The 12,863-nt window shown below is 60.7% G+C and carries 10 protein-coding genes; 5 read left to right on the forward strand and 5 right to left on the reverse strand.

All coding sequences use genetic code 11. From position 1 onward, the window contains the following. Window positions 1-103: 103 nt before the first annotated feature. Window positions 104-1,861 carry a glucosidase family protein gene (locus ATY29_RS06650; protein WP_097535591.1) on the forward strand — a complete coding sequence of 586 codons (1,758 nt, stop codon included), beginning with the start codon at window positions 104-106 and terminating at the stop codon, window positions 1,859-1,861. 20 nt (window positions 1,862-1,881) lie between these two features. On the opposite strand, the gene ATY29_RS06655 is transcribed toward ATY29_RS06650, so the two are convergent. Beyond that, entirely contained in the window at window positions 1,882-2,496 is a 615-nt protein-coding gene (locus ATY29_RS06655) for a GNAT family N-acetyltransferase (protein ID WP_097535593.1), read from the reverse strand. Window positions 2,497-2,673: 177 nt separating this feature from the next. Here ATY29_RS06655 and ATY29_RS06660 point away from each other — a divergent pair, with 177 nt between their 5' ends. The 3 genes from ATY29_RS06660 to ATY29_RS06670 all read left to right on the forward strand — a co-directional run bounded on the left by ATY29_RS06660 (window position 2,674) and on the right by ATY29_RS06670 (window position 5,863). Then, window positions 2,674-4,008, forward strand: a complete 1,335-nt coding sequence (locus tag ATY29_RS06660; RefSeq protein WP_003573992.1) for an extracellular solute-binding protein — start codon at window positions 2,674-2,676, stop codon at window positions 4,006-4,008. Window positions 4,009-4,139: 131 nt separating this feature from the next. Further along, a complete protein-coding gene (locus tag ATY29_RS06665) occupies window positions 4,140-5,033 on the forward strand; it encodes a carbohydrate ABC transporter permease (protein ID WP_025415856.1) in 894 nt (297 codons plus the stop codon). After that, window positions 5,033-5,863, forward strand: a complete 831-nt coding sequence (locus tag ATY29_RS06670; protein ID WP_025415857.1) for a carbohydrate ABC transporter permease — start codon at window positions 5,033-5,035, stop codon at window positions 5,861-5,863. Before ATY29_RS06665 ends, ATY29_RS06670 begins: the two co-directional genes overlap by 1 nt. Before the next feature lie 15 nt (window positions 5,864-5,878). Here ATY29_RS06670 and ATY29_RS06675 read toward each other — a convergent pair whose 3' ends face one another. From ATY29_RS06675 to ATY29_RS06690, 4 genes are read right to left on the reverse strand one after another with little or no spacing between them, the layout of a single operon-like run. Beyond that, the gene (locus ATY29_RS06675) at window positions 5,879-7,111 is read right to left on the reverse strand and encodes an O-antigen ligase family protein (protein ID WP_025415858.1); all 1,233 of its coding nucleotides are present in this window, start codon (window positions 7,109-7,111) and stop codon (window positions 5,879-5,881) included. Next, the gene (locus ATY29_RS06680; RefSeq protein ID WP_097535595.1) at window positions 7,108-8,673 is read right to left on the reverse strand and encodes an undecaprenyl-phosphate glucose phosphotransferase; all 1,566 of its coding nucleotides are present in this window, start codon (window positions 8,671-8,673) and stop codon (window positions 7,108-7,110) included. The genes ATY29_RS06675 and ATY29_RS06680 overlap by 4 nt, the downstream gene beginning before the upstream one ends. A gap of 55 nt (window positions 8,674-8,728) precedes the next feature. Then, window positions 8,729-9,898, reverse strand: coding sequence for a glycosyltransferase family 4 protein (locus tag ATY29_RS06685; protein ID WP_097535597.1), 1,170 nt, complete (start codon window positions 9,896-9,898; stop codon window positions 8,729-8,731). Between the two features lie 3 nt (window positions 9,899-9,901). Next, on the reverse strand, window positions 9,902-10,477 hold the full coding sequence (locus ATY29_RS06690; protein ID WP_003573986.1) for a polysaccharide biosynthesis/export family protein: 576 nt from the start codon (window positions 10,475-10,477) through the stop codon (window positions 9,902-9,904). 189 nt (window positions 10,478-10,666) lie between these two features. Between ATY29_RS06690 and ATY29_RS06695 the strand changes: the two genes are divergently transcribed. After that, the gene (locus ATY29_RS06695) at window positions 10,667-12,841 is read left to right on the forward strand and encodes a GumC family protein (protein ID WP_003573985.1); all 2,175 of its coding nucleotides are present in this window, start codon (window positions 10,667-10,669) and stop codon (window positions 12,839-12,841) included. Window positions 12,842-12,863: the final 22 nt, after the last annotated feature.

Here is a 12,863-nt window from a genome sequence, read left to right on the forward strand (position 1 = left end):
CGCTCGCCAAGGTCGCTCGAAGAGGAGCAGGCCCCGGCTCGTCCCTCTATTTTTCGTTTTCGCGTTATGCAGCCTCTTCAACTTGGCTGTCGGGGTTTTATCCATGATAAAGCCCTTGACCGATGGACAGCTTTCCGCCGAACAAGGCGTTTTACTGCCTGTCATGGCGCCGCGGCTTCAGGCGGATGTTCATCCGGACGGATATGCTGATCTCGCTTTGTGGGGCGCCGGCAGTCTGGGGCGCGTGCGGTTTTCTGCCATCGCCGGCCCTTTTACCTATGCGCCGAACCGCATGGTCTCCAGGCATGGCGGCATATTCGTCGCGCAGTCGCTGCCGGCAATGCTGATCAGCGGCGTCCGCCTTCAAGGCCTATATCCGGCGCGTCGTTGCGCCTGGTGGCATGAGCCGGATGGGCAAGGCGAGAGGGTGCGGGTCACGCGGGACCAACATCGGCAGACTGCCGAAATGGGCTGGGGTGTGCTGATCGTGGACCTTCTCGGGTCCGATCTGCGCATTGCAGTCGGCGCCTCGAGAGACGAAGCCGAGAGGGCTCTCACCCTCACCAGCGACGCGATCATTGCCGAAGCCGCCGAATATGTCGCGCGTTGCGATCTGGCGCCCGAGGCCGATCCGCTGATGCGCAGCATGGTCAGCCAGGGGATCCATGCCGCCCTTTCCAGCATCCGGCGCGAGGAAAACGGCGCCTTTGCCGGCCTTGCCGCGGGCCAGGCCTACAGCGCTCCGGCGCGGACCTATTACCGCGATGGCTATTGGACGATGCAGCCGCTCCTGACGCTTGCACCCGAGGCGGTGCGTGACGAGATCCGGCTGCTTGCCAAGGGGGTGCAGCCGGATGGAGAAGCCCCGAGCGGCGTGATCTTGACGGGGCCTGCCCAATCAGAGGCGTGGCAGCGCTTTGTCGAAGACAGCAAGGCCAATCCCAAAACCCATAGAAAGGCCGTTCCTGAATACCACAACCGTCCGCAAGACTGGTGGAGCGACCACTTCGACAGCCCGCTTTTCTTCATTCTTTTCATCGATGATTATTTCAGGGCAACGAAGGACCTGGCCGAGGTGCAGGCGCACTGGCCAACGGTCAGAGCCATTGCAGATCGTTATCTCGACCTGGCCGGTCCTGACAGCGTTCTTCCCGTGAAACCGCGCAATGACCGGGACTGGGCCGACAACGTCTATCGCGAGGGGCTGGTCTCTTATGATCTCGGTCTTTTCGTCGGCGCCATGGATGCGGTGGCAAGGCTTGGCGACAGTCTTGATCCGACGCTTGCTGAACGCGCAGGCAGGACTGCACGTCTTGCCCGCCAGGAAATCGAGGCCAAGCTCTTCGTCCCGGCAACCGGTGGATATATCGACTATGGAACGCCTGGCGCCTTTGTCGAGGATCATATGGCTCTCGACAGCCTGACCTTGTCGCGGTTCGACGCAATTTCAAAACAGAAGGCCGTTGGCTTGCTGAGAGCCTTTGAAAGCCAACTGGAAACGCGCAACAATCAGGAGCAGCCCTACGGCAGCTGGGGTGTGATGTGCGCCTACCCGCCATTCAAGCGGCCAAGCGATCTGCGATCCAAGACCGCGTTTCCCTACCGCTACCACAATGGCTCGGACTGGCCCTATTGGGATGGCGCCTATGCCGAAGAACGTCTTCGCCACGGACTTGGCGGCGCGCGCTACGCTCTGACGCGCTGGTGGGAAATCTGCCTCGACAATGGCTGGATGGGAGCGGTGGAATATTTCTCGCCGCCCTATGGGCGCGGCTCCCTGCTTCAGGGCTGGAGTGCCATGCCGGCAGCGGTCGTTTTGAAATATGGGCTTGACGCCGCAAATGCGGAGCCAATCTCATGAACATGGCGGCTCGGTCGGTTCTAGTCGGATCCTTGATCGATCCGCATGGCGAAGGCGACGGAGCCATCGCGTTCAAGTTCGGAAAAGCCAAGATGACGGTAGAAACCTCTGGCGCGTTCGTTGTTTGGATCGACCCCGAGATGCACCGCTGCGACACCGTGATTGCGGAGCGCTTCAAGCTCGGTGCTGATCATCCTCCGTCCCCAGCCGCCGGCCTGAAGTCCGGGAAGGATGTTGATGTGAAGATGCGCCGGGTAGTCGTCTTGAAGCCACGTCGTTCCGCTGCGCGGATTTTGAATTCGTTCGATCACGTCCGCATCGCGCGGACGGCCGGGTGTCAGGCCGGCGATCTCCCGGCGGACGAACGGCCACCAGTTTGCTTGCAGGTCTTTGTCGAACCTGCTGGTATCGGGCACACCGACGACATAACCGACCGGCCGGTTGCCCTGAACCAGGACAAAGGCAAAGTCTCTGGCGAATTTGAGATAGGGTACCGACCAGATGTAACCGGGCAGATGCGGGTCGCTGTAAAGCGCACTGGCATCCTCGCCGCCATTGGCGGTTTTCAGGCAAATGTCGAAAAGAGCGTCGATATCGGCTTCAGTCGCCGGGCGGATGAAGCAGTTGCTGTCCATCGCTTTGCCACCTCCTGCGTGGCGCTTTGTCATTCTGGATCGCGAGAGGTGCCGATGCACTGACGATTACCTCAGATTCGCCGACCAGGCAAAGCTCTGGGGAAAGAAAACGTTCGGCCGGCGCCAGGTGCGAGGCTCGGATGGGGAGTGGAGAATAAACCAAATGAGGTGGAGCAGATGAAAAGAACCGTGAAATCGATCAGCATACTGCCAGCATACCGATTGAAAGCAGCTGTCGCGCTTGCCGGCGCGGCGCTTGTGAGTTTCGGTCTTTCCGCCGCCCGGGCCGACGATCTGGCCGTGTGGGACGACCAGACCTTCGAAGGCCAGAGCGCGGTCATCGAGCAACTGAACAAGGAGTTCGAAGCCGCCCATCCCGGTGTCACGATCAAACGCACTGCGCGCACCTTCGATGACATGAAGTTGACGCTGAAGCTTGCAGTTTCGGCAGGCGATGGTCCTGTTATCACCAAGGTGAACCAGGGCGCCGGCGACATGGGCGCGATGGTCAAGGAAGGATTGCTCCTGCCGGTTGACGAGTACATCCAGAAATATGGCTGGGATAAGCGGCAGTCGGAATCCGTGCTTGCCAGAGACCGCTGGGAAGGGACCAAATTCGGGGTCGGCAAAACCTACGGCATATCAGGTCTCGGCGAGATCGTCGGCCTTTACTACAATAAGAAGATCCTCGAGGACGCGGGCGTGACGCTGCCAAAGACCTTCGAGGAGCTTTTGGCCGATCTCGACAAGCTGAAGGAAAAAGGTGTTGCGCCCTTCATGATGGGGTCCGCCAAGCAGCATCTGGCCCTGCATATGATCGGCGCCATCGACCAGGCACATATCGACGCGGGCAATCGCGCCGAGCTTGACGACCTGATCTACGGCAAGGGCGGCTCTTGGAACACCAAAGGGAACATCGAATCGGCCAAACTCGTGCAGAAATGGGCGCAAGGCGGCTATTTCTATCCCGGCTTCGAAGGCATCTCGGGTGACGACGCCGTCCAGCTTTTCATCTCGGGGCAGGGCGCATTCCTGATCTCCGGAACCTGGTACTTCGGAGACATGCAAAACAATCCGGATATCGGCTTCATGGCCATTCCCGCTCCGAAGGGTGTCGCCAAACCCATGAGCGTTGGCGGCGTGGATCTGGCCTGGGCAATCACGAGCCTTGCTAAAGACAAGGCGAAGCAGGACCTGGCCGGCGAGTACATCGACTATATGGTGTCCGAAAAGGCCGCTGAAAGCTGGGCCGCCGCAGGTTATCTCCCGGCAACATCGCTGCCGGCGGATGCAAAGCCCAAGCTCACGCCGCTCCTGACCTCCGGCATCGAGATGTGGAAGACGCTCAATGCCAACGATGCGCTCGGCCATTACCCCGATTGGTCGAGCCCGACGATGCTGAAGACAATCGACGACAACACGCCACTTTTATTGTCCGGCAAGATCACGCCCGAAGCCTTTGTCGATGCCATGGACAAGGACTATCAGGCGTATTTGAAGGATAAGAAATAAGACGCGCGGACGCCGGTCACGACTGCCCATTCGGCGGTCCGACCGGTGTCCTGTTCATCATATGAAAATGAACGTTGCGAGCTCACGGCTTGCTGCGCGATGACCAGAGCTTTGGCTTCATGGGGTACTGGATGAAACGTTCCGCACTGGATGGCCCGCAACAGACCAATTTCATCTATTTATTGCCTGGATTGCTGCTTTATACGGCTTTTGTCTTTGGGCCGATTGTCGCGGCCTTGGGTTTGAGCCTGACCAGTTGGGACGGCTTGACCATGCCCAGATGGGTTGGCCTCGGCAATTACGCCGATCTCTTTTCCGACAGCCGTTTCTACATTGCCTTGCGTAACAATGCCGAGCTGATGATCTTCTACTGCGTCCTGCCGCTCGTGTTCGGCATCACGCTTGCTGCCTGTGTGTGGAATCTGAAGCAACGCGAGCAGCTCGCCCTCAGAACGTTCCTGTTCCTGCCTTACATCATGCCGACGGCCGTGTTGGGCATCATCTGGGCATGGCTCTACAATCCGGCATTCGGCCCGTTCAACCAGTTTCTGAGAGCGGTCGGATTGGGCAGGTTCGCATTGCCCTGGCTCGGAGATTTCAATTTTGTGCTTCCCGCAGTCGGGATCGTTGCCACCTGGTATTTCTTCGGTTTTTGCATGGTCATCTTCCTGACCGGAATTCAGCGCATTGACCCGTCGCTTTTCGACGCTGCCAAGGTCGACGGCGCGTCGGGGCGAAAGACCTTTTTCTGGATAACGCTGCCGCTTCTCATGCCTGAGATAAGGGTGGTTCTGCTGCTGACGGTGATCGCCTCGATCAAGAGCTTCGACCTGATTTTCACGATGACCCGGGGTGGACCCGCCAACGCGACGCTCGTGCCGAATATTTACATGTACCAGCTCGGCTTCGAGCTCAATCGGTTCGGCGCTGCCGCCGCCATCGCCATTGTCGGCGCCTTGCTGACTTTCGCAATCAACTATGCAATTCACCGGCTGGTGGGCTCGAGAAGCAAAGGATTGGCTTGATGGGCCGCTCGTCGAATATCCCCACCGCGCTCTTCCTCCGCATCGTGCTGTGGCTTCTTGCTTTCGTAACGATCACCCCGTTCCTGCTCCTGCTGCTGACCTCGATAAAGAGCAAGGCTGACGTTCTGAAGGGCGCTTTCGCCCTCCCGGCCTATCCGCATTTCGAAAACTACGTCGATGCCTGGAATGCCGGGCATTTCAACATTTACTTCTGGAATTCGATCGTTGTCGTCATCCCCGTGGTGGCCGCAAGCGTCTTCTTGGGCCTGCTGACCGGTTTTGCCTTCGCCTACCTGTCATTTCCGTTCCGGCGCACGCTGTTCGCGATCCTGACGCTCGGCATGATGGTGCCGGCGGAAGCCTTCATCATCCCGCTTTATTACGAAATGCGCTATCTTGGGCTGATCAATACCTATGCAGCTCTCATCGTGCCGCAGATCGCCATGTCGATACCCTTCTCAACGATCTTCCTCGCCAGTGCTATGCAGCAACTCCCGGAGGAGGTTCTCGAAGCGGCAGTCCTCGATGGCGCCGGACGCTTCCATATCCTGCGCAAGATCGTTATCCCGCTGATGATACCGGCAATGTCGACGCTGGCGCTCTTCCTGTTCATCTGGACCTGGAACGAGTTTCTCATTCCGTTCATTCTGGTCAATGACGATGCCTACCGGACGTTGCCGCTCGGCATGCTGTTTTTCCAGGGGCGTTACACCGTCAATACGCCGGTGCTGACCGCCGGCGCGGTGATCGTAATCTTCCCGCTCATTCTGACCTATCTGGTTTTCCAACGGCGGTTTATTGCCGGCTTGACGGCAGGCGCGACGAAATAGGCAGCGCCGCAGGCGCTATTTCCTCTGGCCGCGCCTATGGCGCACTTCCAGCGCCGCGCAGCCCCAGACCGTGCCGAAGAGCAGATAGACATGGCGCCAGTGGTCGATATCGATGACGTTGCCGATCGTCGCATGGCCGAGGATCGAGATCCAGGCGATCATCAGGAAGGGCTGCCAGGGTCGGTCGAGCAGCAGGTATCGGAAGCCGAGCGCGAGCGTCCAGACAAGCATGCCGACATAGCTGACGAAGCCGAGCCAGCCATAGGTGGTGAGTGATTTCAGCCAGATATTGTGCTCGTCCTCGGGAAACATCGTGCCGAACACCAGCGGGCCGATGCCGAGCGGACGCTCCATCATCATGGTGAAGCCGATCCGGTGGCGCTCGAAGCGGCCGAGATGTTCGCCGTCATATTGCTGCACCAGCTGAGCGCGCGCCGAAAACAGTTCGGCGACCTTCGGGATTTGCAGCGCCACCAGCAGCGAGGCGACCAGCATGATGATAGCCGCCAGCGACAGCACCAGGACTCGCAGGCGAAAGGCGCCACTGCGCTCCTTCAGCAGCATGATGAAAATCAACAGCACCACGCCGAGGGCGAAGAGCCCCCAGGCAGCGCGGGAAAAGGACAGGAAGATGCCGAGCGCCAGCACGAGCAGGGCGAGAGCCTTCAACGGCGATTTCTTCAGGTCGCCCACCAGGATGCCATGGACGAGATAGAGCGATGGCGGCACGAGAAAGGGACCGAAGACGTTCGGGTCCTGGAAGGCGCCCTTGGCGCGGTCATAGAGCGTGAAGATCTCAGCGCCCGGAAAGGCGTGGAAATAGCCGAGTATGCCGAGTGCAGAAGTGGCGACGGCGGCGAAGGTCCAGGCGTTGAAGATCAGCGGCAGCCGCTTGTGGCTGTCCTCGATGATGGCGGCGTAGAAGACCGCCGTCAGCGCCAGGAAGGTCGACACGGCGATATACATCGGCCCGGTCGCCAGATCCTTCATCTGCGTCAGCGACAGCATGCCGCCGATGTTGAAGGTGAGCAGCAGCGCAAGCAGCGGTGCGACGCCGCGCGAAATCCTGAGGCCGAGGATGAACCAGAGGCCGATCAGTCCCGCCATCCAGAGTTCGTAGGGCGCCGGCTCGTCGATCACGAAACCGGAGAGGAAGACGCCGAAGGCGACGAAGGCCGAGCCGATCAGGCGCAGCGCCATCCGCTGCGGCTGGGCGACACGGGGATATGTCGCCTCGATCGCGCTCAATAGGCGTTTTCCGTGTTGAGCAGCCGGATCGGCGTCAGGAACAGGATCTTGAGATCGAACCAGAGCGACCAGTTCTCGATGTAATAGAGGTCGTAGGCGGTGCGGAATTTGATCTTCTCGTCATTGTCCACTTCGCCGCGCCAGCCGTTGATCTGCGCCCAGCCGGTGACGCCGGGCTTGACGCGGTGACGGGCGAAATACCCCTCGACGACATCGGAAAAGGCACGATCGCGGGCCTGGGCGAGCACGGCATGCGGGCGCGGGCCGACCAGTGAAAGTTCGCCTCTCAGTACGTTGAAAAGCTGTGGCAATTCGTCGATCGAGCTCTTGCGGATGATACGGCCGACGCGAGTGACACGCGGATCAGCCTTGGTCACCGCGGCCTTGCCTGTGGGGTCGGCCATATTGGTGTACATCGAGCGGAATTTGAAGACGTTGATGATTTCGTTGTTGAAGCCATGCCGCTTCTGCATGAAGAAAACTGGGCCTTCGGAGGTCGCCTTGATGGCGATCGCCGTCGCCACCATTACCGGCCAGAGCAGCGCCAGCGCGACGAGGGTGAAGAAGATATCGAAGCCGCGCTTGGCAACCGAATCCCAGTCGCGGATCGGCATCTTGAAAATGTCGAGCATCGGCACCGAGCCGACATGCGAATAGGCGCGCGGCCGGAAGCGCAGCCGGTTGGCATGCGCGGCAAGGCGGATGTCGACCGGCAGAACCCAGAGTTTCTTCAAAAGGTCGTAGATACGCGCCTCGGCTGAAAGCGGCAGGGCGATGATCAGCATGTCGATGCGTGTCAGCCGCACGAATTCGACCAGTTCTGCCACAGTGCCGAGCTTCGGATAACCGGCGACCATGATCGGCGAGCGCTGTTCGCCGCGATCGTCGAAGATGCCGCAGATGCGGATGTCGTTGTCATCCTGCTGTTCGAGGATGCGGATCAGCTCCTTGGCCGGCTCGCCGCCGCCGACGATGACGGCGCGGCGCTCCATGATGCCGTTGCGCGCCCAGTTGCGGATGCCGTAGGCGACGAGGAAACGCTCGGCCGCAAGGAAGAGAGCGCCGGCCGTAAACCAGGGCATATAGGCGTCGAAGACCATCGCCCATGTGCTGCCGCGAACCAGCGCGAACAGGCCGACGGTCAGGAGAAGCGCGATCGTCCACGACGCCAGGATGCGCGGAATCGGGCGCAGTTTGGCCCGAAGCGCCGGAATCGTATAGGTGTCGGCAAGCTGCAGGCCGATGACGGTCAAGGCCGAGGCGACTGCCGCCATGCCAGCCCGCACCAGCGATGAATCATAGCCGTCGCCGGGCCAAAAATAGTGGGCGATCAGGGCGATCGAAAAGAGCGCCAGGAATTCCAGCAGCCGCAATTGCCCGATAATGATCACAGGCGAATTGGTTCCGTCGCGGAACTGTTCGGCGATCTGCCGGGCATAGGGGTTGATTTCTGTCGGGTCGGACGGTTTTTCCTGACCCGCGTCGCCGCGCGCCTCGATGTCGGAGACCTGCTTGCGCAGTGCTTCCACGTCGAATTGATCGCCTCTTTCCAGCTTGTTCATGGGGCTTTTCGCTCGTTGTCACCCAGCGAAGTACCAGAAAGCCCCTAAGAAAGATTTACGGGGCGGCGGGCATCGCGCGGCCGGCAGTGGGATCAACGAGCTCGTGGTACAATTTCAGGACATCGCGCGCCATGACGGCGGAGGAAAACACCGCCTTCACCGCCTCGGGCTTCGGCATCGTCCTGGCATGCCAGTCGGGCGTGCTCAGCGTTTCCGCCATGACGCGGGCGAGATCGTCGGAATTGCCGGCCTCCACCAGGGCTGCGCTGTCGGGGCCGAGCACCTCGGGAATGCCGCCGACACGGCTGGCGATGATCGTCTTGCCGGCCCCGAGCCCCTCGAGCACGATATAGGGCATGGCTTCGGCGCGCGAGGGAACGACGAGGTTCTGCGCCATCGAGAAGGCTTCATGGACCCGCATCGCCGGCAGCATGCCGATGCGTTTGCCGAGGCCGCGTTCGACCATCATCTCGCGATAGCGGTCGCGATCCGGTCCGTCGCCGATCATCAGCGCCGACAGCGGTCTGCCGAGCAACCGTTCGGTCTTGGCGAAGGCATCGACAAACAGATCGGGACCCTTGAGGTCCCGCAGCATGCCCACATAGATGAAATGCACGGCATCCGACCGGGTGGGGATCAGCTCGAAATCGCGCTCGGCGATGCCGTTATAGATCAGTCTCGTCTTCGTCCGCGGCTTGCCCACCTTGCGCGCATAGGTGTCGCGCTCATATTCGCAGATGAAAACCAGCGCATCGGTGAAATATTCCTGCAGGCGCTCCATCCTGAGGACGAACTGTCCACCGAGCGAGGAACGCGAATAATGCAGGCTTCCGCCATGCGCGGTATAGAGGCGGGCTACGCGATACCTGTTCACCCGCAGAGCTGAGCCGGCAAGTCGCGCGAGCACGCCGCCCTTGGCGCCGTGTCCGTGCAGCACATCCGGCCGCAAACTTTTGATTTTCTTGTATGTATCCCACATCGTCGCAATGTCCGACGGGCTGATAGAACGGCGGATCGGCACGCGTGTCAGACCAAGCGAGAGATAGGGACGGATATCGTCGAACAGGCTGTCCTCATAGTCGCCGCCGGTCGAGCTGTCGCAGAGAATGCCGATATGATGGCCGGCCCTGCTATGCTCCTCGACGAGATCGCGGACATGGCGGAAAATTCCGCCGACCGGCGATCTGAAGCAATGGAGAATGCGGAGCGGCCTTTGTGTTGCCATCGCTCAGAACAGCCGTTCGCGAACGTAGATCGTGTCGCCGGCGATGATCGGCCCCGATATGTTGATGCGACCGGTCAGCACCTGTCCGTTGATCTTACGGGTGACGTCGACCATGCTCTGGTTGGCGCGGCTGGTAAAGCCGCCGGCAACCGCGATGGCATTCTGTACGGTCATGCCGGGGACATAGGCATACTGGCCGGGCTGGCCGACTTCACCCATGAGGAAGATCGAACGATAGCGATCGACATCGATGGTGACGTCGGGATCGCGAAGATAGCCCTGCTGCAGTTTCTGGGCGATCTGCCCCGAGAGTTGCTGTAGGGTTCGGCCGCGGGCAGGGACCTGGCCGATGAGCGGGAAGGCGATATAGCCGGCCTGATCCACGGTGTAGGTGTTCGTCAGGCTCTGCTGGTCGAAGACGGTAACACGCAGCCGGTCGCCGCTATCGAGCGTATAGGGCTGGATGGTCGCCTCGTTAAAGGCTTTCGGCGCCGGTTTGTACGTCGTGCAGCCGCCCAATGCTGCCGTCATGGCTGCAAGGCTCAGGGCCAGAAGGATTTTGGGCTGGACGACAGACATCCGTTCGTGCTCACGAAAATGAACTTGGTAGAGCCGTTATCGATCCGTTAGGGTTAATGCCCGGTAAAGGCTGCTTGCAATTTCCCGCGTTCCTTTACCGAAGTTGCTCATTACTCTGCAGGATTGCCATTAACCGTTGAGTTACCATGGTCGTTTACGCTTGCGGCACCTTTGTTGTGGAGTAAGAGCATGTCCGGCGTAGCGCGTGATCAGGATGTGGACATCGACCTCGGCCAGCTGGTCCGCGCCGTCTGGGCGCGCCGTCTGCGGATTTTGACGATTACCCTCATAGGGGCGGGCGTCGCTTTTGCCGGCGCCAAGATCATGTCGCCGCAATATCGCAGCGAAACACGCATCCTGATTGAACCCCGCGCGCCCGCCTTCGCCAGCACCCAGCAGGTCAACGACGCCGGCGCCGGCCCGCTGATGGATGAACTGAATATCGCTAGCCAGGTGCAGCTGCTGCAATCGGCCGATCTCCTGAAGAAGGTCATCAACGACCTGAAGCTTTATAACCTGCCGGAATTCGACGATGCCGCCAACGGCTCTGCAATGAGCAGCATCCTGGTAAAGCTGCATTTGAAGAAGAACCCGCTGGAAAATCCGCCGGAAGAGCGGGTGATCGATGCCTTCGTCGAACGCCTGCAGGTCTACCAGGTGCCTGGTTCACGCGTCATCGGCATCAGTTTCACCTCGAAGGATCCGAAGCTCGCTGCCGCCATTCCGAACGCTATGGCGAATGTCTATCTGTCGACCCAGAGCGGCGCCAAGCTCGATTCCAATTCGGAAGCGACACGCTGGCTGGAGCCTGAGATTGAGGGCCTGCGCCGCAAGGTCAGCGAAGCCGAGAAGAAAGTTGCCGAATACCGCACCTCCCACGGGCTGTTGCAGACCAATGGCACGACCACCTTTCCGGCCCAGCAGCTGAACGATATCTCCGCCGAGTTGACCCGCGTGCGCGGCGACAAGGCCAATGCCGAGGCGAGGGCGCAAGCGGTGCGCAATGCGCTGTCTTCGGGCGAGGCCTCCGATACGCTGCCCGACATCATGTCCTCTCAGGCGATCCAGCGGCTGAAAGCGACGGAATCCGGCCTGCAGTCGCAGATCTCGGATCTGCAGACCAGCCTTCTCAACAATCATCCGCGGCTGAAAAGCCTGCGGGCCCAGCTCGCCGACATCCGCACCCAGATCCGTCAGGAAACGCAGAAGATTCTGACGAGCATCGAGAACGAGTCCAAGGTCGCGGATCTCCGCGCCAGCGAGCTCGAGCGCCAGTCGGACACGGTGCAGGCCAACAGCGCCCGCGCCGGTGAGGACGAGGTCGGCCTCAATGCGCTGGAGCGCGAGGCGACGGCCCAGCGCCAGCTGCTCGAAACCTATCTGGTGCGCTACCGCGAGGCCGCTTCCCGCGCCGACAGCAATTCGAGCCCGGCCGATGCGCGTATCGTTTCCAAGGCCATCGAGCCGGTCGATCCCTATTTCCCCAAGGTGGTGCCGATCGTCATCGTCGCTGCCGTCGCGACTTTGATCTTGAGCGCCATCGTCACCATGCTGGCCGAACTGTTCAGCGGCCGAGCGCTCCGGCCGCTCGATGGGGCTCGTGAGACGATGGAGGCGGAAACCCTTGTCGAGGAGAGGCATGCGCCGCAGGCCGCTCCGGTTGTCGCTGCCGTCAGAAAGCCCATCCAGCCGAGCATGCTCGCCATTGTCGGCGATGAAGACGAACAGGACGCGATCGAAGACAGCGAGGCCGCCGAGCAGCCGCTGCAGGACGAGAATGAATTCTCCGTCGCCTCCGTTGCGGATTATCTGACGGGCAGCCGCGCACCGCTGGCCATCGCGATATCTCCGACCGGTGACAACGGCTCGGCGGCAACGGTTTTGCTGACCCGCATGCTCGCCGATGCCGGCCGCCGCGTCATCCTGATCGACATGACCGGTTCCGGTTATCCCACAGAACTGATGGCCGAAGACCAGGTCGCTCCTGGTGTCACCGATCTCTTGTGCGGCGAGGCCGCCTTCGGCGACACGATCCACAGCGATCGTCTTTCCGATGCCCATCTGATCCCGCAGGGCCAGAGCGACGTTCGCCGCGCCATGCGCGGTGTCGACCGGCTGTCGCTGCTGCTCGATGCGCTGGCGGCCGCCTATGACCTCGTGGTGGTCGAATGCGGTTCGGCCGATGTCGCCGGCGTCTCACGGCTGACGCGCAGCCGGGATGTCGAGATCATCCTCTCCCTGCCTGAGGTCGAGGAGACGATCTTCGTCGCCCTGATGACGGAATTCCAGGCTGCGGGCTACGAACGCGTTGTGCTGATGTCGGGCGGCGACGGGGCCGAGCAGACGCTCGGTCAGGCCGCATAAAATTCAAAGATTTAAGGCGTAT

Origin of the sequence: Rhizobium hidalgonense (assembly GCF_002914525.1) — a bacterium.
GTDB lineage: Bacteria > Pseudomonadota > Alphaproteobacteria > Rhizobiales > Rhizobiaceae > Rhizobium > Rhizobium hidalgonense.